General features: G+C 69.6%; 22 protein-coding genes. 13 read left to right on the top strand and 9 right to left on the bottom strand.

Annotated features, from left to right (window positions below; all coding sequences use genetic code 11):
• The first annotated feature begins 1 nt into the window (after position 1).
• From CCR97_RS10875 to lepA, 8 genes are all read left to right on the top strand, one after another.
• Entirely contained in the window at positions 2-457 is a 456-nt protein-coding gene (locus CCR97_RS10875) for an HPr kinase/phosphorylase (protein WP_111358996.1), read from the top strand.
• 343 nt (positions 458-800) lie between these two features.
• Complete coding sequence (locus tag CCR97_RS10870; RefSeq protein ID WP_111358997.1) at positions 801-1,202, top strand: PTS sugar transporter subunit IIA; 402 nt, start codon at positions 801-803, stop codon at positions 1,200-1,202.
• Positions 1,203-1,209: 7 nt separating this feature from the next.
• Positions 1,210-1,545, top strand: a complete 336-nt coding sequence (locus tag CCR97_RS10865; RefSeq protein WP_111358998.1) for an HPr family phosphocarrier protein — start codon at positions 1,210-1,212, stop codon at positions 1,543-1,545.
• 91 nt (positions 1,546-1,636) lie between these two features.
• A complete protein-coding gene (locus CCR97_RS10860; RefSeq protein WP_111358999.1) occupies positions 1,637-1,870 on the top strand; it encodes a hypothetical protein in 234 nt (77 codons plus the stop codon).
• A complete protein-coding gene (locus CCR97_RS10855) occupies positions 1,867-2,169 on the top strand; it encodes a type II toxin-antitoxin system RelE/ParE family toxin (protein WP_111359000.1) in 303 nt (100 codons plus the stop codon). Before CCR97_RS10860 ends, CCR97_RS10855 begins: the two co-directional genes overlap by 4 nt.
• 170 nt (positions 2,170-2,339) lie before the next feature.
• Positions 2,340-3,767, top strand: a complete 1,428-nt coding sequence (gene ahcY / locus CCR97_RS10850; RefSeq protein ID WP_201159493.1) for an adenosylhomocysteinase — start codon at positions 2,340-2,342, stop codon at positions 3,765-3,767.
• A 251-nt stretch (positions 3,768-4,018) separates the two neighbouring features.
• Positions 4,019-4,810, top strand: coding sequence for a class II glutamine amidotransferase (locus CCR97_RS10845; RefSeq protein ID WP_111359002.1), 792 nt, complete (start codon positions 4,019-4,021; stop codon positions 4,808-4,810).
• Positions 4,811-5,072: 262 nt separating this feature from the next.
• Entirely contained in the window at positions 5,073-6,884 is a 1,812-nt protein-coding gene (lepA, locus tag CCR97_RS10840; protein ID WP_111359038.1) for a translation elongation factor 4, read from the top strand.
• Between the two features lie 131 nt (positions 6,885-7,015).
• On the opposite strand, the gene CCR97_RS10835 is transcribed toward lepA, so the two are convergent.
• From CCR97_RS10835 to CCR97_RS10825, 3 genes are read right to left on the bottom strand one after another with little or no spacing between them, the layout of a single operon-like run.
• Complete coding sequence (locus CCR97_RS10835; protein WP_111359039.1) at positions 7,016-7,849, bottom strand: hypothetical protein; 834 nt, start codon at positions 7,847-7,849, stop codon at positions 7,016-7,018.
• Positions 7,850-7,853: 4 nt separating this feature from the next.
• Positions 7,854-8,276, bottom strand: coding sequence for a very short patch repair endonuclease (locus tag CCR97_RS10830; protein ID WP_111359040.1), 423 nt, complete (start codon positions 8,274-8,276; stop codon positions 7,854-7,856).
• Positions 8,273-9,448, bottom strand: coding sequence for a DNA cytosine methyltransferase (locus CCR97_RS10825; RefSeq protein WP_111359041.1), 1,176 nt, complete (start codon positions 9,446-9,448; stop codon positions 8,273-8,275). The genes CCR97_RS10830 and CCR97_RS10825 overlap by 4 nt, the downstream gene beginning before the upstream one ends.
• A 233-nt stretch (positions 9,449-9,681) precedes the next feature.
• Here CCR97_RS10825 and CCR97_RS10820 point away from each other — a divergent pair, with 233 nt between their 5' ends.
• The 4 genes from CCR97_RS10820 (at position 9,682) to CCR97_RS10805 (ending at position 11,962) form a co-directional block, all read left to right on the top strand.
• Complete coding sequence (locus CCR97_RS10820; protein WP_201159492.1) at positions 9,682-9,927, top strand: hypothetical protein; 246 nt, start codon at positions 9,682-9,684, stop codon at positions 9,925-9,927.
• A 116-nt stretch (positions 9,928-10,043) separates the two neighbouring features.
• Entirely contained in the window at positions 10,044-10,280 is a 237-nt protein-coding gene (locus CCR97_RS10815; protein ID WP_111359042.1) for an antitoxin MazE family protein, read from the top strand.
• Positions 10,277-10,606, top strand: a complete 330-nt coding sequence (locus CCR97_RS10810) for a type II toxin-antitoxin system PemK/MazF family toxin (RefSeq protein ID WP_245429073.1) — start codon at positions 10,277-10,279, stop codon at positions 10,604-10,606. Before CCR97_RS10815 ends, CCR97_RS10810 begins: the two co-directional genes overlap by 4 nt.
• A gap of 57 nt (positions 10,607-10,663) precedes the next feature.
• Positions 10,664-11,962, top strand: a complete 1,299-nt coding sequence (locus CCR97_RS10805) for an MFS transporter (protein WP_111359044.1) — start codon at positions 10,664-10,666, stop codon at positions 11,960-11,962.
• A 147-nt stretch (positions 11,963-12,109) separates the two neighbouring features.
• Here CCR97_RS10805 and CCR97_RS10800 read toward each other — a convergent pair whose 3' ends face one another.
• Both CCR97_RS10800 and CCR97_RS10795 read right to left on the bottom strand, forming a co-directional pair.
• Entirely contained in the window at positions 12,110-13,054 is a 945-nt protein-coding gene (locus CCR97_RS10800; RefSeq protein ID WP_201159491.1) for a sigma-70 family RNA polymerase sigma factor, read from the bottom strand.
• 14 nt (positions 13,055-13,068) lie between these two features.
• Positions 13,069-13,533 carry a carboxymuconolactone decarboxylase family protein gene (locus tag CCR97_RS10795; RefSeq protein WP_111357864.1) on the bottom strand — a complete coding sequence of 155 codons (465 nt, stop codon included), beginning with the start codon at positions 13,531-13,533 and terminating at the stop codon, positions 13,069-13,071.
• 208 nt (positions 13,534-13,741) lie between these two features.
• Between CCR97_RS10795 and htpG the strand changes: the two genes are divergently transcribed.
• A complete protein-coding gene (htpG, locus tag CCR97_RS10790) occupies positions 13,742-15,718 on the top strand; it encodes a molecular chaperone HtpG (protein WP_111357865.1) in 1,977 nt (658 codons plus the stop codon).
• A 50-nt stretch (positions 15,719-15,768) separates the two neighbouring features.
• On the opposite strand, the gene CCR97_RS10785 is transcribed toward htpG, so the two are convergent.
• The 4 genes from CCR97_RS10785 to CCR97_RS10770 all read right to left on the bottom strand — a co-directional run bounded on the left by CCR97_RS10785 (position 15,769) and on the right by CCR97_RS10770 (position 23,946).
• Complete coding sequence (locus CCR97_RS10785; protein WP_111357866.1) at positions 15,769-17,817, bottom strand: DEAD/DEAH box helicase; 2,049 nt, start codon at positions 17,815-17,817, stop codon at positions 15,769-15,771.
• A 330-nt stretch (positions 17,818-18,147) separates the two neighbouring features.
• Positions 18,148-19,392: a hypothetical protein gene (locus tag CCR97_RS10780; protein WP_201159490.1), complete on the bottom strand. Its 1,245-nt coding sequence runs from the start codon at positions 19,390-19,392 to the stop codon at positions 18,148-18,150.
• 133 nt (positions 19,393-19,525) lie between these two features.
• Positions 19,526-22,744: an efflux RND transporter permease subunit gene (locus tag CCR97_RS10775; protein ID WP_111357868.1), complete on the bottom strand. Its 3,219-nt coding sequence runs from the start codon at positions 22,742-22,744 to the stop codon at positions 19,526-19,528.
• Positions 22,741-23,946, bottom strand: a complete 1,206-nt coding sequence (locus CCR97_RS10770; RefSeq protein WP_201159489.1) for an efflux RND transporter periplasmic adaptor subunit — start codon at positions 23,944-23,946, stop codon at positions 22,741-22,743. The genes CCR97_RS10775 and CCR97_RS10770 overlap by 4 nt, the downstream gene beginning before the upstream one ends.
• Between the last annotated feature and the right edge of the window lie 176 nt (positions 23,947-24,122).

The raw sequence follows: 24,122 nt of genomic DNA, 5'->3' as shown, positions 1-24,122 counted from the left end.
CATGACCCCCACCCTCCACGCCACCGCGGTGCTGGTCGGGCGCCGTGCCGTACTGATCCGCGGGCCGTCGGGGTCGGGAAAGTCGCGGCTGGCGCTGCGGCTGATCGAGGCGACCGTGACGGCCGGGGGCTTCGCCCGACTGGTGGCGGACGATCGCACCATCGTGACCGCGGTCGGCGGCCGCCTCCTGGCGCGCCCCCCCGAAGGCCTCGCCGGGATGATCGAGGTGCGCGGCTTCGGCATCGGCCGCCGCCCGCACGAGCCGGTCGCGGTGGTCGGGCTGGTCGTCGATCTCGGCGATCCGCAGGCCGAGCGCCTGCCCGACCTGTCCGACACCCGCGTCATCCTCGAAGGTGTCGCGATGCCGCGGCTGCGTCTGCCGGCGGGCGTCGACCCGCTGCCCGCCGTGCTTGCCGCCCTGGCCGGCCTCGGGCCGGAGCCGACCACCGTACCGTGACGGGCCGTCGGCGCCGAGGCGTGGCGTCGCAGGTTCTTCACCGAACGGTCACGACTGCCTATTAACGAATGACAACTTGAATTTAGCCGTCAGCCTGAAAGGATCCGGCGGTCGTCGTCCGGGCGCGGGGCGGTGTGCAGGTGTGCTCCGGCGAGGCTTGCCGGGCCCCTGGCCTTGCGGTATCGGCGACGCCCGGCTCGCGGCTGTCCGCGCCGCGCCGGCCGTCGGGGGACACGCCGCGGACGCAGAGGCCGAAGACCCGGGCACTTGCGCTCGGGCTCCGGGATGTCATGATCCAGTCGCTTTGTCGTGCGGCGCGGTTCGCGCGCCGCGGGGTGCTCCGATGATCGGCCTCGTCCTCGTGACCCACGGTCGGCTCGCCGTCGAGTTCCGGGCCGCCCTGGAGCACGTCGTCGGTCCGCAGAGCCAGATCGAGACCGTCACCATCGACCCGAACGACAATGTCGAGCTCCGCCGCAAGGAGATCATCGACGCGGTCGGCCGGGTCGACACCGGCGACGGGGTCGCCATCCTGACCGACATGTTCGGCGGCACCCCGTCGAACCTCGCCATCTCGGTGATGAGCCTGCCGAACGTCGAGGTGCTGGCCGGCATCAACCTGCCCATGCTGGTCAAGCTGGCCAAGATCCGCATCGAATGCCCGCTGGCCGAATCGGTCGCGGCCGCGCAAGAATCGGGACGCAAGTACATCACCATTGCCAGCCGCGTTCTGGCCGGGAAATGAGCCGGGGATGAGCGACGAGATCGACGCGATCGGCGGGATCTGCGGGCCGGAGTTTCCGCCGCCCCGCGAAGGTGCCGTGGTGCGTCACATCCCGATCATCAACCAGAAGGGCCTGCACGCCCGCGCCTCGGCCAAGTTCGTCCAGACCGTCGAGCGCTTCCAGGCCCGGGTGTTCGTCACCCGCTGCGGCCAGACGGTCGGCGGCGACTCGATCATGGGCCTGATGATGCTGGCCGCCGCCCCCGGCACCACCATCATGGTCGAAGCCCTCGGCTCCGACGCCGAGGCCGTGGTCGCCGCCCTGGTCGAGCTGATCGGCAACCGCTTCGGCGAGGACGACTGACGGGCGTCGGTGGCTCGGGCGGGGCCGCGACACTCCGCACCGAGGGCCGTCGTCGGCTTGTCGGCCGTTCGTCTCGTGCTATCGTATTGGAATGAGCAAGACGCTTCGGGACGTTCTCGCGCGCGCCGAGACGTGGCCGGATTGGGCGCAGCGCGACCTGGCCGAGATCGCGTCGCAGATGGACCGCGAGGTCCGCGGCGGGCGCTATCGCGCGACCTCCGAGGAACTGGACAAGCTCGACGAGGCGGCGGCCCAGGTCCGACGCGGTGAGGTCGTGTCCGGAGCCGAGCTCGAGGCGATCTTCGCCAAGCACCGCAAGGCATGAAGCTCGCGCTTTCGCGCGCCGCTGCGGCCGAGTTGGACGAGCTTCTCGGATACGTCGGCGAGCGCAATCCGTCCGCTGCCGCACACGTCGAGGCCAGCCTCCGGCAGACCTTCGACCGCATCTGCCGATATCCCGAAGCGGCCGAGCGGGTGGAGCAGCGTCCGGCCGTTCGACGCGTCCCGCTCGTCCGTTATCCGTACGTCATCTATTATGAATTGAGCCCTGACACGGTGACGATCCTGCGGATTCTCCACGGGGCCAGGCGGCAACCTTGGTCCGCGGAGGGCGACGAACCGTAGTCCCGCCGGGGCCGCGGCCGCCGTCATCCCTAACCGCGGCTTAACGACATAAAGAAGTCTTTATGTGTTTCTTGCGGGGTCGGCCCGGCCCTGCTATAGGGCTCGCGACGCCGCCCGTGGCCGCGAGGGCCGGGGCGCGCCCGTTAAAACTCCACAGCCCAGGGATCTCCATGACCGCTTCCGCGAAGCCCGCGTCCGCCGCCGCCCCCGATTATGCCGTGAAGGACGTCGGCCTCGCCGACTGGGGCCGCAAGGAGATCGCCATCGCCGAGACCGAGATGCCCGGCCTGATGGCGACCCGCGACGAGTACGGCCCCGAGCAGCCGCTGCGCGGCGCCCGCATCGCCGGCTCGCTGCACATGACCATCCAGACCGCGGTGCTGATCGAGACGCTGAAGGCGCTCGGCGCCGACGTCCGCTGGGCCTCGTGCAACATCTACTCGACCCAGGACCACGCCGCCGCGGCGATCGCCGCGACCGGCACGCCGGTGTTCGCGATCAAGGGCGAGAGCCTCGTCGACTACTGGGAGTACACCCACAAGATCTTCGAGTGGGCCGACGGCGGCACCCCGAACATGATCCTCGACGACGGCGGCGACGCGACGCTGCTGATCCACCTCGGCGCCCGCGTCGAGGCCGGCGAGACGGCGCTGATCGCCAAGCCGACCAACGAGGAGGAGGAGGTCCTCTTCGCCGCGATCAAGAAGCGCATCAAGGAGCAGCCCGGCTGGTACAAGCGCAACGCCGAGGCGATCCGCGGCGTCACCGAGGAGACGACGACGGGCGTGCATCGCCTCTACGAGATGCAGAAGAAGGGCCAGCTCCTGTGGCCCGCCATCAACGTCAACGACTCGGTGACCAAGTCGAAGTTCGACAACCTCTACGGCTGCCGCGAGTCGCTGGTCGACGGCATCCGCCGCGGCACCGACGTGATGATGGCCGGCAAGATCGCCATGGTCGCGGGCTTCGGCGACGTCGGCAAGGGCTCGGCCGCCTCGCTGCGCAACGCCGGCTGCCGCGTGATGATCTCCGAGATCGATCCGATCTGCGCCCTGCAGGCCGCGATGGAAGGCTACGAGGTCGTCACCATGGACGACGCGGCGCCGCGCGCCGACATCTTCGTCACCGCGACCGGCAATCTCGACGTGATCACGGTCGATCACATGCGCAAGATGAAGGACCGTGCCATCGTCTGCAACATCGGCCACTTCGACAGCGAGATCCAGGTCGCGGGGCTGAAGAACTTCAAGTGGCACAACGTGAAGCCGCAGGTCGACGAGGTCGAGTTCCCGGACGGCCACCGCGTCATCCTGCTCTCGGAAGGGCGCCTCGTGAATCTCGGCAACGCCACCGGCCATCCGAGCTTCGTGATGTCGGCGTCGTTCACCAACCAGACGCTGGCCCAGATCGAGATCTTCGCCAACCCGGGCAAGTACGAGAAGAAGGTCTACGTGCTGCCGAAGGCGCTCGACGAGAAGGTCGCCCGCCTGCACCTCGCCAAGGTCGGCGCCAAGCTGACCCGCCTCTCCGACAAGCAGGCCACCTATATCGGCGTGCCGGTCGAAGGCCCGTTCAAGCCCGAGCTCTACCGCTACTGAGCCCCCCGCGCCGCCGGAGGGCGGCGCGGCCACGACACCATCAGGACGGCCGGGCTCGCCCGGCCGTTTTGCTATCGGACAGGCTGGCGGGCGACCGTCCGACGCACGATCGGGGGGGCCTCAGTCCGGTGCGGCGGCGTCCCCCTTGCCCGCAACATCCCGGATTTGACCTTCCCCCTGCCGCACTGCGATTATAAGAGTGAATCGGCCGGTCGGGCCGACATGCCGCGGCCGGGAAGGAGCATGTCCCCATGTGCCGCTGGATCGCCTATCGGGGCGAGACGATCGCACTCGAACACTACGTCACGGCGCCCGCCCGCTCGCTCGTCGCGCAAAGCATCCACGCCCTGGAATCCACCGCCGCCACCCATGGCGACGGCTTCGGGCTCGGCTGGTACGCCGACCACCCGGAGCCCGGCCTCTACCGCGAGGTGCGGCCGGCGTGGTCGGACGAGAACCTGCGCTATCTCTGCCGCCACATCCAGTCGCACCTGTTCTTCGCCCATGTGCGCTCGGCGACCGGCACGCCGATCACCCGGCCGAACTGCCACCCGTTCGCCTGCGGCAACTGGCTGTTCATGCACAACGGCTTCATCGGCGACTGGAACCGCATCCGCCGGCGGGTCGAGGGGCTGATCCCGGACGAGCTCTACGGCTCGCGCGCCGGCACCACCGACTCCGAGGCCGTGTTCCTGGCCATGCTGGGCGCCGGGCTCGACCGCGATCCGATCGGCGCCACGGCCCGCACCATGGCGGCCATCACCGAGATGACCCGCGAGGAGGGCCGCGCCGACCCGTTGCGCTTCACCGCGGCGATCGCCAACGGACGCGACCTCTACGCCTTCCGCTACGCCGTCAACGACCAGGCCAACACGCTCTACTACCGGGCCTCCGGCCAGGACGTGGTGTGCGTCTCCGAGCCGCTCGACGAGGACCGCACCGGCTGGCACGCCGTGGCGCCCGACCACGTCGTCGTCGCCCGCGCCGGCCGCCGGGTCGAGGTGCAGCCCTTCGCGGTCGCCAACGCGCTGGCCGCCGAGTAGGGCGCCGCGCCGGCCGGAGCCACGCCTCTTTCATCTCTCCCCGCGTGCGGGGAGAGGTCGGATTTCACGCCGCAGGCGGGAAATCCGGGTGAGGGGGCGTTTCCGCGAGTCTCGGCGCCTGGGAGACGCCCCCTCACCCGACTCGGACCTGCGGTCCGAGCCACCCTCTCCCCGCAAGCGGGGCGAGGGAAGGCAGGCCGCGCCCCCCTGCGCCCCCCGCCTCGCCTTGCCGCCGTTCGGGACGGATGATATCCCCCGGCGCATGACCACCCAGACCATCGACCGCATCCGCAACTTCTCCATCGTGGCCCATATCGACCACGGGAAGTCGACGCTCGCCGACCGGCTGATCCAACTCACCGGGGCGCTCTCCGAGCGCGAGATGCAGGGGCGCGAGCAGGTGCTCGACTCGATGGACATCGAGCGCGAGCGCGGCATCACCATCAAGGCCCAGACGGTGCGGCTCGCCTACCGGGCGAAGGACGGCAAGGACTACGTCCTCAACCTCATCGACACCCCCGGGCATGTCGACTTCGCCTACGAGGTCAACCGCTCGCTCGCCGCCTGCGAGGGCTCGCTGCTGGTCGTCGACGCCAGCCAGGGCGTCGAGGCGCAGACGCTGGCCAACGTCTACCAGGCGCTCGACAACAACCACGAGGTCGTGCCGGTCCTCAACAAGGTCGACCTGCCGGCTGCCGAGCCCGACAAGGTGAAGCAGCAGATCGAGGACGTGATCGGCCTCGATGCGTCGGACGCGCTGCAGATCTCGGCCAAGACCGGCATCGGCATCCCGGACGTGCTGGAGGCGATCGTCACCCGCCTGCCGGCCCCCAAGGGCGACCCCGACGCGCCGCTCAAGGCCCTGCTGGTCGATAGCTGGTACGACGCCTATCTGGGTGTCGTCGTGCTGCTGCGCGTCGTCGACGGCGCCATCAAGAAGGGCCAGAAGGTGCTCATGATGGGCACCGACGCGACCTACGAGGTCGACCGCGTCGGCGTGTTCACGCCCAAGATGCAGGAGAAGGACGCGTTAGGCCCCGGCGAGATCGGCTTCATCACGGCGTCGATCAAGGAGGTGGCCGACACCCGCGTCGGCGACACCATCACGGACGATCGCAAGCCGACCGCGAAGGCGCTGCCGGGCTTCCGCCCCGCGATCCCGGTGGTGTTCTGCGGCCTGTTCCCCGTGGACGCGGCGCAGTTCGAGGATCTGCGCGCCGCGATGGGAAAGCTGCGGCTCAACGACGCGAGCTTCACGTTCGAGATGGAGACGTCGGCGGCGCTCGGCTTCGGCTTCCGCTGCGGCTTCCTCGGTCTCCTGCATCTCGAGATCATCCAGGAGCGGCTGGAGCGCGAGTTCAATCTCGACCTGATCGCCACCGCGCCGAGCGTGATCTACAAGATCTACATGACCGACGGGTCCGAGATCGAGATCCACAATCCGGTCGACATGCCGGACGTGGTGAAGATCAAGGAGATCCACGAGCCGTGGATCCAGGCCACCATCATGACGCCGGACGAGTATCTCGGCAGCGTCTTGAAGCTGTGCCAGGACCGGCGCGGCGTGCAGACCGAGCTCACCTATGTGGGCAACCGCGCCATGGTGAAGTACGAGCTGCCGCTCAACGAGGTGGTGTTCGACTTTTATGATCGCCTGAAGTCGGTGTCGAAGGGCTACGCCTCGTTCGATTATCACCTCACCGACTACCGCGAGGCCGACCTCGTGAAGATGTCGATCCTGGTCAACGCCGAGCCGGTCGACGCGCTCTCCATGCTGGTTCATCGCACCCGCGCCGAGGGGCGCGGCCGCGCGATGTGCGAGAAGCTGAAGGAGCTGATCCCGCCGCACATGTTCCAGGTGCCGATCCAGGCGGCGATCGGGGCGAAGATCATCGCCCGCGAGACGGTGCGGGCGTTCCGCAAGGACGTGACGGCCAAGTGCTACGGCGGCGACATCACGCGCAAACGAAAACTCCTCGATAAGCAGAAGGAGGGCAAGAAGCGCATGCGCCAGTTCGGCAAGGTCGACATCCCGCAGGAGGCTTTTATTGCCGCGCTGAAGGTGGATGTGTGAAGCGGGCGCTGCCGTAGCCCGGATGGAGCGAAGCGCAATCCAGCTCTCGTCGACGACTGCTCCCGCATTCCGCTGCCGCTTCATGCGGGCTACGATGTGTTGAAGCTCGATGTGTGAAGTGATTGCCCGCGTCAGCCGCCGTCTTCTTCAGTGTCCTCGGCTTCGGGTTCGGGCGGCACGACGACTTCGGTCGTGCCTTCCGCCCACTTGAACGTCGTTTTGTTCCGCTGATCGTAGGCATCGACGATCGCTTCGATCGCGTTTTTGAACGACATCAATGATGCAGGTCGACCAGTTCGCGGCGGTGCGTCCATGACATCGAAGAACGCGACACGTCCGAAGTCATCCGGGTTCACCTCATAGAGGCCGACGAGAATTCGCTCGAACAAAGTCGGATCGTCGACCGGCTTCTCGCGACCCGCCCGATAGCGGAAAATCTGGACGGCCTGCCCGAAGCTCGACGGAGCGGAGCTTCCGTCGTCGCAGGCATCCAAAGGTAAGAAGACGATGGCGCAGAGCACGGCATAGGGTTGTCGTTCGTGATAATCGGCGGCCTCGGCTCTCAGCTCGTTGTCGACCCGCGTGTAGTTCTTCGTGTATCGCTTCGTTTTCGCGTCACGAAAGTTGATGGTCTTGATCGATACGCCGAGACCGAGGCCGAGCTCGATGGTGGAGTAGTTCACGTCGAGCTTCTTCAGTCCCTTCCCGGTTCGCGCCTTGGATTCCTGTCCTGCGCCGGAGGCGTCCGGCAGAATCCCGGAGAAAGAGCTGCGAAGCGCATCTGCAAATCGCTGAGCCAGTGCTCGAGACAAGGACTCGGCATAGTTCTTCTTGTCGGTGCTATTGCCGTCTGCGACCGCATCCCTCGGTCCGGCCCATGAAAGTTCTCGCCCGATATTGTTCTCGGTGAGGGATCGGTTTTCGGTCGAAAAACGTTTCGTCGCGGAGTTCTTCGACTTCGCCATGACGTCACCGCGAGTTCAGCGATAGGAGTTGCCGTTCGAGCCCGAGCGCATCGATCGTCTCGCACTCCCATACGACCACGACACGAAAGCCCAGCTTTCGGAGCGCCTCGGTCTTGATGGCATCCCTTCGGACGTTGCTGTCGAACTTGGCGACCCAAAAGTCCCGATTGCGTGATGGTGTCGTGGTTCGGGCGCAACCCTCGTGTCTGTGCCAGAAACACCCATTCACGAATACGGCCCACTTCCTCCGCTTGTTGGCGAAGTCGGGAGATCCCGGGAGCGATCTCACGTTACGCCGGTAGCCCAATTTCAGCTTGCGGAGCACGGCTGCAACGTCGTCTTCGGGTTTGGTGCGGCGTTGTCTCACGCGACGCATCAATGCAGATCGCTTCGGGTCGATCGGGCGTTCGCAAACCGGTGGCTTCATTCCGCGGCGTCGAGGCGGGGAAGTCGACCATCGACGAACCGGTCGATGGCACGAACATGGTCGAGATGGGAGCGAACACGTTCCTTGAACCCGGGCACGAAACGCAGCGAACTCTTCTCGATCCGAGACAGGAAGCCGGCCGTTGCGCGTTCCGACAACAAGGTCGGCTGGTACTTCAGGAATTCCTGAAGAGGCGGTCTGGTCTTCCAAGCCGGAAAGGCGGAGATGTGAACTTCGCGCCGGGTCTCTCCGTCGAAACGGGCGGCTCGTGGCCAGCGGACGCCCGTGAACGCGGCCGAGTCCCGCGAAGGATCGAAGCGAGAGGGCTTCGTCAAACGCTTTCCAATCCATGCCGCCACTGGTCGGGTCACCGCGTTACCGATCAACGACCATCGGAACGAAGCGCGCCCAACCGCGGCGGCCGGTTTCGTCCAGTCTGCCCGAAACCCCTGGAGCCGCTCCGCATCGCGTATATCGGGTGTGACGATCTCGCCGTTCGGCAGGAGGATTGCGGGTGGCGACGGAATCCCGACCGTCGAGCCATTCTTCAACGTCGGAACACAGTCGGGTCCCCAGCCCAGGCCGCGCGTGCCTTCCGTCCAGTAGAAGCCGTGCGCATGGGTACGGAGATCGGTCGCTTGAACGCGAGGCTGCACCTCGTCCACGAGCAGGACGTCCGATGGATCGCCTTCGGTACTCGCGAGGAAGAAGACACGTTCTCGTCGCTGCGGCAGGAACGCGAGCGAATTGACGACCCGGTACGCCCATCGATAGCCGCGCTCCTCGAAGGCGGACACCAGCCTGTCCATGGCGCTGCCGCGGTCGAGTTGCAGCATGAACGACACGTTTTCCAGCAAGACCCAGCGCGGTCTGCTTTGGTCGATCAACCTAAAAACATGGCCGACCAAGCCCGACTTGCGGCCGTTGATCCCGGCGGTCTTGCCGGCTTGGCTCAGGTCCTGGCAGGGAAAGCCGGCGGTGAGGAGATCGACATCGGCGGGCAATGATCTCAATCGTTCGACATCACCGATGTTCGGAACGTCGCTAAACCGCTCGGCTAAGACCGCGCGGGCGGGCTCCCAAACTTCGGACAGGACAACGCTCTCGTGGCCGCCTTGCCGCAACCCGAGCTCCAGCCCGCCGACGCCAGCAAACAATCCAGCAATCTTCATCGTCACCCCGTCGCCTCGACCCCAATGTTCATCAAACGTTCCGTCAAAGCAAGGGGAGCCCCGAAAACTTGCTCGGAAAATCGAGCGTGTAGCCGACTGGCGACAGCAGAGTGCGAAGCGACATCCGGGCTCTCGGCCACGGTCGTCCCGGCCTTCGCTGCGCTCAGCCCGGGCTACTCTCCCGGAACGTGGCGGTGGCTCGGGGTTTGTCCCTCGAACGAGGGACCGCGCCGATGGCCATTCCGCTTCCGAACCAGCCCTATCCGGCGTCGCCCGCCGAGCCGGAGCCGACGCCGGCCGATCCGAATCCGGCGCCGGCGCGGCCGCCGCAGCCGGGCGAGGGCTCGCCGTCCGAGCCGATCGGCATTCCACCGGCACGGCCGACCGAGACGCCGACGCCGGGCGAGCCGCTCGGCGTGCCGCCGTCCGGGCCGACCGAGATCCCGAGTTCTCCGACGAGCCCCACCCCGCAAGCTTGATCGCCGGGCGTCGCTGCGCCCAGCCTGGCGACGGCGTCCAGCTTCGGTTCGCCGACAGCAGCTTGCCCCGGACCGGGTCGGTGCGTAACATGTTACGCCGTCTCCGGAGCCGAACCATGCCTGCCCGCGTCAAGAAGCCGCCGCCGAAGAGCCCGCGCCAGCGCATGCAGGCGCGTCGCGAGCGGTTACGCGCGGAGGGGCTGCGGCCCGTGCAGAGATGGGTTCCGGATCTGCGTGATCCGAAGGTGCGCGAGGAGATTCGCCGGGAGGCCTCCCTGCTGGCGCAGCATCCCGACAACGCCGCCGTCGACGACTGGATCGAGGCTGCCGTCGACTGGAGCGACTGGCAGTGAAGCGCGGCGACGTCGTGCTGATGGTCGCGCTGGGCGATCTCGGAAAGCCGCGCCCGGCCGTCGTCGTTCAGGGCGACGACCTCGGTGACGAGACGACGACGGTGCTTGTCTGTCCGATGTCGTCCGATATTCGCGACAGCCCTCGCTTGCGCCCCGTGATCGAGGCGACCGTCGCCAACGGCTTGCGTGTCACGTCCCAGATCATGACCGAGAAGGTCGCTCCGATCCGCCGCGATCGAATCCGCCGCGCCCTCGGAGCGCTGGACCCCGAGGCTATCGAGCGGCTGGATCGCGCCCTGATGGTCGTGCTCGGCCTGGCGGGCTGAATCACAAACCACTGGGGCGTATTGCCCTCGCGGCGCGATAGACGTCGAGGAACGCGCATGTCCACCGACGACCCCCTCTACAAAAAAATCGCCCTGCGGCTGATCCCGTTCATGATGGTGCTCTACCTGGTCGCGTTTCTCGACCGGGTGAACGTGTCGTTCGCGGCGCTGACCATGAATGCCGAGCTGGGGCTGTCGGCCGCCGTGTACGGCTGGGGCGCCGGCATCTTCTTTCTCGGCTACTTTCTCTTCGAGGTGCCCAGCAACCTGATCCTGGAGCGGGTCGGGGCGCGACGGTGGATCGCCCGCATCATGATCACCTGGGGGCTCGTCTCGGCCGGCATGGCCTTCGTCCAGGGGCCGACGAGCTTTTATGTGCTGCGCTTCCTGCTCGGCGTCGCCGAGGCCGGTTTTCTCCCCGGCATGATTCTGTATCTCACCTATTGGTTCCCGCATGAAAAGCTCGCGCGCTTCGTCGGCCTGTTCATGATGGCGGTGCCGCTGGCGAGCGCGATCGGCGCGCCGCTGTCGAGCCTGCTCCTGCAGACCCACGGCTTTCTCGGCCTGTCCGGCTGGCAGTGGCTGTTCATCCTCGAAGGCCTGCCGGCCTGCGGGCTCGGTGTCGCGGTGCTGCTCTATCTGCCGGACGGCCCGAAGACTGCGCGCTGGCTCTCCGACGCCGAGCGCGCCACCGTGGCGGCACGGCTCGCCGCTGACCGGGCCGGTGCAAAGACCCGGCTGCACGCGGCGCTCGGCCCGGCGCTCGCCGACGCCCGCGTCTGGCTGCTCGGCCTCGCCTATTTCGGCATCGTGGTCGGGCTCTACGGCGTCGGCATGTGGCTGCCGCAGCTCGTCAAGGCGCTCGGCTACGGGATCGAGCAGGTCGGCCTCTTGGTCGCGATCCCCTATGCGGTCAGCGCCGCCGCGATGCTGTTTTGGGGCCGGCGCAGCGACCGCAAGGGCGAGCGCGTCGTGCATGTCGCCCTGCCGGCGATGCTGAGCGCCGCCGGCCTCCTCGCCGCCGTTCTGCTGCCGCCGAACATTTGGTCGATCGCCGCGCTCGGGGTCGCGACGGTCGGCATCTACGCGACGCTCGGACCGTTCTGGGGCGTGCCGCCGCTGTTTCTCGAGCGCACCGCCGCGGCCGGCGGCATCGCGATGATCAATTCGGTCGGCAATCTCGGCGGGTTTCTCGGGCCGATCGTCGTCGGCTTCAGCCTGCAGCACACCGGAAGCGCCCATGCCGGGCTCCTCGCCGTCACGGCCTGCCTCGCCGCCTCGGTCGCCGCCGTGCTGATCACGGGCCGCCGGCTGCACGCAGCGGCGCGCCCGGCCGCGGCCGGTGCCGCGTCCTGACACGCTCGACGCCTCGACGTCATTCCGGGGCGCAGCGAAGCTGCGAACCCGGAATCCAGCCGAGAACACGGCGTCTGTCGCTGGATTCCGGGTTCGCCTCTGCGAGGCGTCCCGGAATGACGGCGAAACGATCGCGACGCAAAGCGATCACTGCAGCCGCGGCGCGAGGTGCCCGAGCTTGTCCGGGTTGCGCACGAAATAGATCGCCGCGATGGCGCCGTCGACGATCTCGAACGCCATGGTCTGCGGCAGGCCGTCCGCATCCGTGATGATCAGGCCGGGCAGGCCGTTGAGCGTGGCGCCGCGGCTCGTGGCGATCACGCCCGGGAACTTGGTCGCGATGCCGGCGAAGAAGCGGGCGATGCGATCGGCCCCGACGATCGGGTTGAGGGCCGCGGTGCGGCGGCCGCCGCCGTCGCTGTGCAGCACCGCGTCGGCGGCGAGCAGGCGCGCGAGCCCGTCGGGGTCGCCGCGCTGCACCGCCTCGGCGAAGGCGGCGACCAGCCGCGAGCCGTGCTCGGCCGCCACCGGGAAGCGTGGCCGCGCGGTGCGCACATGGGTGCGCGCCCGCGCCGCGAGCTGGCGGCAGGCCTCCTCGCTGCGCCCGAGCAGCCCCGCCACTTCGGAGAAGTCGACATCGAACACGTCGTGCAGCAGGAACGCGGCGCGCTCCAGCGGCGACAGCCGCTCCAGCGCCAGCATCAGGCCGACCGAAAGGTCGGCCGCGTACTCGCTCGCCGTGCCGGCCGAAAGCTCCTCGGCACCGAGCAGCGGCTCCGGCAGCCACGGCCCCACATAGGTCTCGCGCCGCGCCCGGGCGGCGCGCAGCCGGTCGAGGCACAGCCGCGCCACGGTGCGCGACAGGAACGCCCTGACGTTTGCGACGCCGGCTCGGTCGGCGCCGTGCCAGCGCAGATAGGCGTCCTGCACGGCGTCCTCGGCCTCGGCCACCGAGCCGAGCATCCGATAGGCGAGGCCGACGAGGTGCCGGCGATGCGCCTCGAAGTCTTGGGCGGGATCGTCCGCCGTCCGAGGGACGTTCGGTCCCTTCGGGACGTGGGGCCTCTTCGGGGCGTTCGCCGGCTCGTCCATGCGGGGGCTCCGGGTCAGGCGGCCGCGGCGGTCGCCTTGTCGGCAGGATGCTGCACCCGAAAACCGATCGCCAGCCGGTTCCAGGTGTTGATCATGCCGATCGCGATCGACAGGGCGATCGCCTCGTCCTCGGAGAAGTGCGCCCGCACCGCTTCCCAGGCGGCGTCCGGGGCGTGCGTGTCGGCGACCCGGGTGAGCGCCTCGGCCCAGGCCAACGCCGCCCGCTCGCGCGGCGTATAGAGGGCGGACTCCTCCCAGGCGCTGAGCAGGACGAGCCGGGCGACGCTCTCGCCGGCCTTCAGGGCGTCGGCCGAGTGCATGTGCAGGCAGAAGGCGCAGCCGTTGATCTGCGACACCCGCATCTTGATCAGCTCGAGGATCGTGTGGTCGACGGCCTTGCCGACCCACGTCTCGACCCCGATCAGTGCCGTGACGCCCTCGTGCTTGCGGCCGAGCCAGTTCTTCACCCGCTCCTGCATGTCGGTCTCCTGTCTTTTGTCGCCCGCGATTCCGCGCGGGTCCGAACACAAGACGGAGCGGCCCGGCGGGACGTGACATGCCGGACAGGATATTTCTGCCGCCGTTGGCGCCGGGAGCTCCCTCGCGCTGCCACTTGCAGGCTCAAAATCCGCCGCTATATCCCCTTCGTTTCGATCACCATCCCGAGTGGCCGCCAGGACGCACGCCATGACTTCCGACGCCGTGAACCCCGACGCCGTGACCGCCGATACCGACGCCCCGACCGCCGAGACCCCGACCACCGCGCCGTCGCCGCCGGGCGAGACCCATGCCTTCCAGGCCGAGGTGGCCGAGCTCCTGCACCTCATGGTGCACTCGGTCTACTCGGAGACCGACGTCTTCCTGCGCGAGCTGATCTCCAACGCCTCGGACGCCTGCGACCGGCTGCGCTACGAGGCGATCGCGAACCCTGCGCTGCTCGCCGACGATCCCGAGCTGAAGATCAGCATCCGGGCCGACAAGTCGGACGCGATGCTGACGATCTCGGACAACGGCGTCGGCATGGACCGGCAGGAGCTGATCGACAATCTCGGCACCATCGCGCGCTCCGGCACCCGTGCCTTCGTCCAGAAGCTCGCCCAGGCCAAGGACGGCTCCGGCCTGATCGGCCAGTTCGGCGTCGGCTTCTACGCCGCCTTCATGGTGGCCGACCGCATCGCGGTGACGAGCCGCCGCGCCGGCAGCGCCGAGACATGGGTGTGGCGCTCGACCGGCAGCGCCGGCTTCGAGGTCGCGCCCGCCGACCCCGAGACGGCGGCGACGTTCTCCCGCGGCACCGAGATCGTGCTGCACCTGAAGAAGGACGCGAAGAAGTATCTCGACGAGTACGAGATCGAGCGCGTCGTCCACGCCTATTCGGACCACATCCAGTTCCCGATCATGCTGATCCCGGGCGGCAAGCGGCCGACCGGCGAGCCGCGCCAGCTCAACAGCGCGAGCGCGGTGTGGCAGCGCTCCAAGTCGGAGCTGAAGCCGGAGGACTACGCGCAGGCCTATCGCTCCATCTGCGGCGCCTTCGACGAGCCGGCCGTGACGTTGCACTACCGCGCCGAGGGCCGGCAGTCCTATGCGGTGCTGCTGTTCGTGCCGTCCGGCTCGTTGTTCGATCTCTACGATCCGGCCCGCAAGAGCCACCTGAAGCTCTATGTCCGGCGCGTCTACATCACCGACGACGCGTCGCTGCTGCCGAGCTGGCTGCGCTTCGTGCGCGGCGTCGTCGACTCCGAGGACCTGCCGCTCAATCTGTCGCGCGAGATGCTGCAGAACAATCCGCAGGTCGCGGCTATGCGCAAGGCGATCACCACCAAGGTGCTGGCCGAGCTGGAGAGCGTCGCGACGAAGGAGCCCGACAAGCTCGCGACCGTGTGGAACGAGTTCGGCGCCGTGATCAAGGAGGGCCTCTACGAGGACCCGGACCGGCGCGAGCAGATCCTCCCGCTCGCCCGCTTCACCTCGACCAAGGGCACGGGCCGCACCCTCGCCCAATATGTCGAGGCATTGCGCGAAAATCAGACCGAGATCTATTACCTCGCCGGCGAGGATCTCGATCGCCTCAAGGCCAATCCGAAGCTCGAGGCCGCCAAGGCGCGCGGCATCGAGGTGCTGCTGCTCACCGATCCGGTCGACGCGCTGTGGACGTCGCTGCGGCTCGACTTCAAGGGCAAGGGCTTCAAGTCGCTCAGCCAGGGCGAGATCGACTTCAGCCTGGTGCCGCTCGCGGATGACGCCAAGGCCGACGCCGAGGCCGAGACGAAGGACACGCCGGCCGTCGACGAGTCCGCGGTGATCGCCGCCGTGAAGCTGGCACTCGGCGAGCGCGTCTCCGACGTGAAGGCGTCGCAGCGTCTCACCGACAGCGCCGCCTGCCTGGTCGCCGGCGGAACGGGGCCCGACCGCGAGCTGGAGCGCCTGCTCGCCAAGCAGAGCCGCGCCTCCGGCACCAAGCCGATCCTCGAGCTGAACATGAAGCACGCGCTGGTCGGTGCGCTCTCGCGCGAGAGCGCCGGCGGTCACGCCGACGAGGCGGCCGATCTCGCGATGCTGCTGTTCGAGGAGGCGCAGATTCTCGACGGCGAGCTGCCCGACGACCCGGCCGCCTTCGCCCGCCGGCTCAACCGCCTCGTGACGCGCGGCCTGCCGGGCTGATCAGGACCGGTCGGGAGAGCGGCTTCTTCTGAAGTCGCTCTCCCGCGCGATCAGGCGCGGCCGCGCTTGCCTGTCGGCTTGCCGACCGCGCCCCGCGCGGCCTTTCGGGCTCCGGCGGGCTTGGTCTTGCCGGCGCGGAACGGCTTCTTCTCACGGAACGGCTTTCCTTCGTACGGAGGCTTGCCTTCGCGAAACGGCTTGTCCTCGCGAAGCGGCTTGTCCTCACGCGCCTCCTGGCGCCACGGCTTCTTCGCGAATCTCTTCTTCTCCGGCGCGGCCGGGCCGTTGTCGGACGGCGCGTGCGCCGTCGCGCCGCGCTCGTGGCGGGATCGGTCGCCGGGACGAACCCTGCCGCCGTGCGGCCGGGGCCGGCCGGCGGGCCGGTCGAGCTGTCCGGAGGGCGCCTGCGGGCCGTCGGGCAGCGGCTCGAGGCGGATGTTCGATTCCTTGTCGGGGCGGGCGATGGCCGCGGCGAACAGCTCGGCGGCGTCGGCTGCGATCTCGATCTCGCTGTGGCTGTCGCAGATCCGGATGGCGCCGACGGCGCGCTTGTCGATGCCGCCGCGGCGGCAGATCATCGGCAGCAGCCAGCGCGCTTCGGCGTTCTTGTTGCGCCCGACGCTGGCCCGATACCAGACGCTGCCGCCGGCGAGGCCGGCCTGCCGCTTCGGCCGGGCGTCGATCGGATCCCATCCGGGGTCCGACCCGTCGGCCTGTGCGGACGCGTGCGTTCTCGCCCGATCTGCCCACGCCTCGTCGCGATCACGCCGCGACCGGCTGGGGCGCTCGCCGGGGTCGACGATGTCCTCCGGGGACGGCAGGCCGGCGCGCAGAATCCGGGCCAGCGCGGTCGCGAGCTGCTCGGGGCTGCGCTGCGCGAGCAGCGCCTGCGCCCAGATCAGGTCGTCCTCGCTCGGCTCCTCGGCGAGCCTCGCGTCCTGCAGGACGCGCTCGAGATCGAGCCGGCGGATCTCCTCCGGCTGGGGCGCGCTGCCCCACACCGCGTCGATGCCGGCCTGGAACAGCATCGTCTCGACGCGCCGCCGGCGGGCGTTGGGCACCAGCAGGATGCTGACGCCCTTGCGGCCGGCGCGCCCGGTGCGGCCGGAGCGATGCTGAAGCACCGCCGGATCGTTCGGCAGCTCGGCGTGGATGACGAGGCCGAGATGGGGCAGATCGATGCCGCGTGCCGCGACGTCGGTGGCGACGCAGACGCGGGCGCGCCCGTCGCGCAGCGCCTGCAGCGCGAGCGTCCGCTCGTTCTGCGCCAGCTCCCCGGACAGCGCGACCACGGAGAAACCGCGCTCCAACAGGGCCGCCTGCAGGTGCCGCACGGCATTGCGGGTGTTGCAGAACACCAGCGCGCCGGGCGACTCGAAATAACGCAGCAGGTTGACGACCGCGTGCTCGACCTCGTGCGCCGCGACCCGGATGGCCCGGTACTCGATGTCGGCATGCCCGCTTTCGTCGCCGGCGACGTCGATGCGCAGCGCATCCTTCTGATACTCGCGGGCGAGCGCGACGATGCCGCGCGGAAGAGTCGCCGAGAACAGCAGCGTGCGGCGGCTGTCCGGCGTTGTCTCGAGGATCAGCTCCAAGTCCTCGCGAAAGCCGAGGTCGAGCATCTCGTCGGCCTCGTCGAGCACCACGGCCTTCAGGCCGGAGATGTCGAGGCGGTGCCGCCGCAGGTGGTCGCACAGCCGCCCCGGCGTCCCGACCACGATGTGGGCGCCCTCGGCCAGCTCGCGCTGTTCGCGGCGCGGGTCGGTGCCGCCGACGCAGGAGACGACGCGGGCGCCGGTGTGGCCGTAGAGCCAGGCGAGCTCGCGCTGCACCTGCAGGGCGAGCTCGCGGGTCGGCGCGACCACCAAAGCGAGGGGGGCGGCGCCGGGCTCGAAGCCGTCGGCGTCGCCGAGCAGGTCGTCCGCGATCGCCAGCCCGTAGGCGACCGTCTTGCCGGAGCCGGTCTGCGCCGACACCAGGAGATCGCGGCCGGCGGCGTCGTCGGCCAGCACGGCGGCCTGCACCGGGGTCGGATCGTCGTAGTTGCGCGCGGCGAGGGCGCGGGCGAGCGGCGGACGGGTCGGCAGGAATGTCACGGGAGGTCGGACCTGGGTTGGATAGAGGCCGCTGGCGGCTCGGGAGTGGAGAATCGAGCCGGTGGAATCGCGCGACTTCGGCGATCCGAGGCGGCGACGGGTCGGCAGCCGTCGCGTTCGACGGGCGGCTGCTCGCCCGGCGCCCTTGTAGCAGCCCGCGGCCGTGTCCGCCACGCCCGCCGCTGCCCGCTCATCGTTTTCTGTTTCGCGAACGTGACCCGCGGCCTGCCGGGCTGATCAGAAACGGCCGGGACCGATCAAACAAGAAAAGAGGACGCCGGCGGCGTCCTCTTTGGCGTTCGGGAGAGTGAGCGTGACGCGCAGGCCGGATCACAGGCCGACCTTGGTCACCACCAGCGCACTGCCGTTGTTGTAGGCGTGGGCGTAGAACAGGCCGCCGCTCTTGACGCCGTCGACGATGTAGGCGGTCTGGCTCGCATCGTTGCCGACCATCATCACGCCCGGCTCGTTGGTCGCGAAGCCGCGGTCCAGCCAGGTGCATTCGCCCGGCTGCGGGGCGACGCTGGTGCCGGCGGCGGTGCCCGGCGCGAAGCGCAGCGTCAGCTGGGTCGCGCCCGTCACCTCGGCCGACATCTGTCCGCCCGCGTTGCACACCAGCGGCGCGGAGGCGGGTGCGGCGACGGGCTGCGGCGGCGTGATCACCTGCGTCACCGGACGCGGCGCGACCGTCTGGGTAACGACGCGCTGCGGCACGACGCGCTGCGGATAGGCCTGCTGCTGCGCATAGGTCTGGTGCGGATACACCGGCACCGGGACGGGCAGCGGCAACACGTGCACGTCGCGACGCGGCGGGCACATCAGCTTGCCGCCGACCGTCACGCAGTTGCCCGGCCCCGGGCCGACGTCCGGCGGAGTCTTGGCCTGACCCTGGCCCTTGTTCGGGTCGGGCGCGCAGGTCGGCCCGACGCAGGGCTGCGGGCCCGGAGTCGGAGGCGTCGTGTCGGACTGCTTCGGCGGCAGCGGGAACTTCGGCTTGATCGAGTCGATCTTGTCGCTCTTCGGCAGCGTGAAATCGGGCTTCTTCGGGCCGTTTGGGGTGTTCGACCCGATCTGATCGCCTTTCGGCAGCGGAAACTTCGGCTTGACCGAGTCGATCTTGTCGCTCTTCGGCAGCGTGAAATCGGGTTTCTTCGGACCGGTCGGCGTCGTCGACCCGACCTGATCGCTCTTCGGCAACGGAAACTTCGGCTTGAAGGGGCCGGTCGCGGGACCTGCGCCGGGACCCGACGCGGGCTTGATGGCGTCCTTGGGCAGCAGCAGGATGTGCGGCTTGACCGGCTTCGACGGGGTGGCCGACGGCCCGACGGAGCTGGTCTGCGTCTGCGGCTTCGAGAGCGGCTTCGTCAGCGGAACCGGCGCGAGCTGCGGACGGCTCGCGACGGACGGCGTCGGCGTGACGCGGGTCGCGGTGACGCCGCCGGTCTGGACCGGGCGCTTGAAGGTCAGCGGCCCCGGCTTGGCGGCCGGATCCGCAGGGGCGGCGACAGTCGACGACGCAGACGCAACAACGAGCAGAGCCGAGGCAAGCGCGGCCGTTCCGAGATGCTTGGTCATGACGTCCCTCAGTTCGTTCGTCCGTCTCGCCGGCCGGGTGCCGACGACGCCCGCAGCATCCAGGAGTGGTGGAGGAGGAACTGTGAGACAGCTCACACAGGCCGCGGCGGGGGACGCCCGCGCGGTCGCGCGCTCAGAGGCCGGCGTCGCGAGACGCGGCGGCGGCCGGTGCCGGGAGCGGGGGCGCGTGCGGTTCCGCCGGCACGTCGTCCTGCGGACCCGACGTGAGCAGGCGTCCGAGCCGGCGGCCGAGCTTCTTCTGGAGGTCGTCCATCAGCGTGAACACGCTCGGCACCACGACGAGGCTCAGGAGCGTCGAGGTGATCAGGCCGCCGATCACGGCGACCGCCATCGGGGCGCGGAAGCCCGAATCGACGTCGAGGCCGAGCGCCACCGGGATCATGCCGGCCGTCATCGCGATGGTCGTCATCACGATCGGCCGGGCCCGCTTGTGGGCGGCGTCGAGGAGCGCGGCGTCGCGCGGCATGCCGGCCCGGATCGCCTCGATGGCGTACTCGACCAAGAGGATCGAGTTCTTGGCGACGATGCCCATCAGCATCAGGACGCCGATCACGGCCGAGATCGACAGCGCCTTGCCGGTGACGAGCAGCAGCGTCATGGCGCCGCCGACCGCGAGCGGCAGCGCCATCATGATGGTCAGCGGCTGCATGAATCCGCCGAACAGCACCACCATCACGACGTAGACGAGCAGCACGCCGGCGCCGAGCGCCACCGCGAAGCTGACGAACAGCTCGACCATGATCTCGGCGTCGCCGGTCTTCTGCTCGCGCACCGAGGCGGGCAGCTCGCGCATGATCGGCAGCGCGTGGATCTGCGTGAGCGCCTCGCCGAGCGGCAGGCCGTTCAGCTCCGCCTCGATCGCCGCCTTGCGGGTGCGGTCGAGCCGCTGGATCGTCGCCGGGCCGCTGGCGAGCCTGATCTCGGCGACCGCCTTGAGCGGCACGCTGGCGCCGCTCGTCGTCGAGACGCGGAGGTTCTCGATGGTCGGCAGGCTCGCCCGCGAGGCCGGGTCGATCTGCACCCGGATCGGGATCTGGCGGTTCGGCAGGTTGAACTTGGCGAGGTTCTGGTCGGCATCGCCGAGCGTCGCGATGCGGGCCGTGGCGGCGATCGAGGCGACCGAGACGCCGAGCTCGGCGGCGCGCTCCGGCATCGGCACGATCTGAATCTCGGGGCGCCGCAGGCTCGCCGTCGAGGCGGCGGTCGGGAACGACGGCAGGGTGCGCATCTGGCGCTCGAGTGCGGTCGCGGCGCGGTCGAGCTCGACCGGGTTGTCGCCGGTGAGCGTGATCGTCACCTTGGCGCCGCCCATGCCGTCGGCGCCGAAGCGGAAGCGGGTGCCGGGAATCTCGGCGAGGGCGGGCCGCAGCGCGGCCTCGATCTGCTGCTGGGTGAGGGGGCGCGCATTCGCCGGCACGTAGTTGATGTAGACGATGGCGTTGCGCGGATCGCCGCCGACCGAGGGCGCGCCCGGCCCCTGGCCGGCCGCCGCGACGCCGATCGCGGCGAACACGCTGGTCACGTCCGGCCGCGCCTTGGCGATGTCGGTGACGCGCTTCACCACGGCCTCGGTCTGGGCCAGCGTCGCGCCGGGCGGCAGCTCGACGCCGAGCGCCGAGCGGCCGGTGTCGCGCGCCGGCATCAGGTCGGACGGCACGAGCGGGATCAGCGCGATCGAGCCGGCGAAGATCACCAGCGCGCCGATCACGGTGAGCCAGCGGTGGCGGATCGAGGCGGCGAGGAAGCGCAGATAGACGCGCATCACCACGCCGTCGCGCGGACCCTTCTCCGGCTTCACCTTCAGGAAATAGGCGCCGAGCAGCGGCGTGAGCATGCGGGCGACGACCAGCGAGAACAGCACCGCGACCGACACGGTCACGCCGAACGGGAAGAAGAACTGGCCCGGGATGCCGGGCATGAACGCGACCGGCACGAACACGGCCACGATGGTCAGCGTCGTCGCCACCACGGCCAGCCCGATCTCGTCGGCGGCGTCGAGCGCTGCCCGATACGGCTTCTTGCCGTCGCGCATGTGGCGGACGATGTTCTCGATCTCGACGATGGCGTCGTCGACCAGGATGCCGACCACCAGCGACAGCGCGAGCAGCGTCACGCCGGAGAGCGCGAAGCCGAACGCCTTCATCACGAAGAAGGTCGGGATCAGCGACAGCGGCATGGCGAGCGCCGCGATGAAGGTCGCCCGCAGGTCGCGCAGGAACAGGAACACGACCAGCACGGCGAGCGCCGCGCCCTCGACCAGCGTCTCGATGGCGCCGCGATAGGATTCCTCGACGAACCGCACCGTCGAGGACACCCGGCGGATCTCGACGCCGGGCGTCGCCTGCTCCAGTGCCTCCAGCCGGGCCGCGACTTTCTTGGCGACATGCACCTCGCTGGAGCCGACGGTGCGCAGCACCTCGAAGGCGACGACGGGCTGATTGTCGAGCCTGGCCGACTGGCGCTGCTCGGCCGCCGTGTCCTCCACCGTGCCGAGCTCGGAGAGGCGCGCCTTGCGACCGCCCGGCAACGTGATCAGGCGGGCGCGCAGGTCGTCGACCGTCTCGGCGCTGCCGACCGTGCGGATCGACTGCTCGCTCGCGCCGAGCGTGCCGCGGCCGCCCGGGCTGTTGAGGTTCTGGCTGCGCAGCTGATTGTGGACGTCGACGGCCGTGATGCCGAGCGCCATCAGGCGGGCCGGGTCGAGCTCGATCCGGATCTCGCGGTCGACGCCGCCGACCCGGTTGACCCGGCTGACGCCGGCGATCGACAGCAGCGCGCGGGCGACCGTGTCGTCGATGAACCAGGAGAGCTGCGCCGTCGACATCGCCGGCGCCCGCACAGTGTAGGTGACGATGGCGCCGCCCGAGATGTCGACCCGGCTGACGATCGGCTCGAGAATGTCGGCCGGCAGGGTGGCGCGGGTCTGGGTGACCTTGTCGCGCACGTCGTTGACGGCGCGGTCGACGTTCTTGCCGATGTTGAACTCGACCACGGTGTTCGAGGCGCCGTCGTAGACCGTGGAGGTGATGTGCTTGATGTCGCCGAGGCCGGCGACCGCGTCCTCGATGCGCCGCGTCACCTGCGACTCGAGCTCGGCCGGCGCGGCGCCCGGCTGCTGCACCGTGACCACCACGGCGGGCAGGTCGATGTCCGGATTGTTGTTGATGCGCAGGCCCGGATAGGCGACGAGGCCGGCCATGGTCAGCACGACGAACAGCACCACGGTGGCGACCGGGTGGCGGATCGCCCAGGCCGAGATGTTGTTGCGGCCATGGACCACGGTCCGCGCCGGGCGGGGCGCGGCCGCGTCGTCGTTCGGCGGCGTGCTCATTCGGGCGGGCGCGCGTCGGCGCTGTCGATGCGGACGAGGTCGCCGTCGTTGAGAAAGCCGGCGCCGGCGAAGACGATGCGCTCGCCGCGGCCGAGGCCGCCGCGCACCTCCACCCAGCCGTCCTGGCGGGTTCCGGTGTCCAGGAGCTTCACGGCGACGCGGCCGTCCGGGCCGACCGCGAAGGCGGCCGGCCGGCCGTCGCGGAACACCAGCGCCTCCTGCGGCACCGCCAGCACCTCGGCGCTGCCGGTGGCGATCTCGGCGTTGGCGAACATGCCGGGCCGGAGCCCGCTGTCGCTCGGCAGCGCCACGTAGACGGTGCCGAGCCGGGTCGCCGGATCGACGACGGGCGCGACCAGCCGGACCCGGCCGGCGACCGCCGTGTCGCCGTGCACGACCTTCACGGGCTGGCCGACCGCGACGCTCGTGAGATCCAGCTCGGGCACCTGCGCCTGCAGCTCGACACGGCCGTCGCGGATCATCTTGAACAGCTCGGCGCCGACGCTCGACACGGTGCCGACCAGCGCGGTGCGCTTGGCGATGACGCCGTCGGTCGGCGCCCGCACCACGGTCTGGGCGATGCGCGCCTTCACCTCGTCGCGCTGCGCCCGGATCATGCCGAGCCGCGCCTCGGTGGCGCGCGCCGTCATCTGGCGCTGCTGGAAGGTCGCTTCGGCGATGTTGCGGCTCGCCTGCAGCTCCTGGGCGCGGCGGAGTTCCGCCTGGGCGTTCTGGGCGTTGGCCTCGGCCTCCAGGGCGGCCGCCTCGTACTGGGCGTGCTGCGCCTGCAGGATCGCGTCCTCGAAGCGGGCCAGCACCTGGCCCGCGGTCACCCGGTCGCCCTCGTCGACCGTGACCTCGACGATGCGCAGGCCGGCGATCTCGGCCGCGACGGTGAGCTGCTGCCAGGCGGCGACCGAGCCGGTGCCGACCACGCTGCGGGTGATGCGCCGGGTCTCGACGCCGGCGACCGAGACGGTGAGGGCCGGCCGCGCCTCGGCGCGGGCCGGCGCCGCGGCCGGAGCCTGTGCGGGCGCAGAGGCGGGCGCGGCCGCATAGGCGGCGAGGCCGGCGGCGATCAGCACCAGCGGCAACGCGACGATCACCGGGCGCCAGCGGCGTCGCGACAGGGCAGGGGCGGGGGCATCGGCGGCCGACGGGCGGTCGGTCGTAAATCCCTCGGTCGGAAATCGCTCGGTCACGTCGAAAATCTCTACCGGGTCTCGGCGCTCGGGGCGCGGTCGCCCCACCGGACCATAAGGGCGACTAGACCATCCAAAATTGTGTCGATTCGACGGTGCGCCCGCGCCCCGCGGGGCTTTTCGTCGCCCGATCCTGCCGGTTGCGCGACGCCGGGGAACGTCCGGGGCGCGAGGGC

The sequence above is a fragment of the Rhodoplanes elegans genome (assembly GCF_016653355.1).
GTDB classification, from domain to species: Bacteria; Pseudomonadota; Alphaproteobacteria; order Rhizobiales; family Xanthobacteraceae; genus Rhodoplanes; species Rhodoplanes elegans.
Note: the sequence above shows the minus strand (reverse complement) of the source record. Positions and strands in the feature narration are given on the sequence as shown.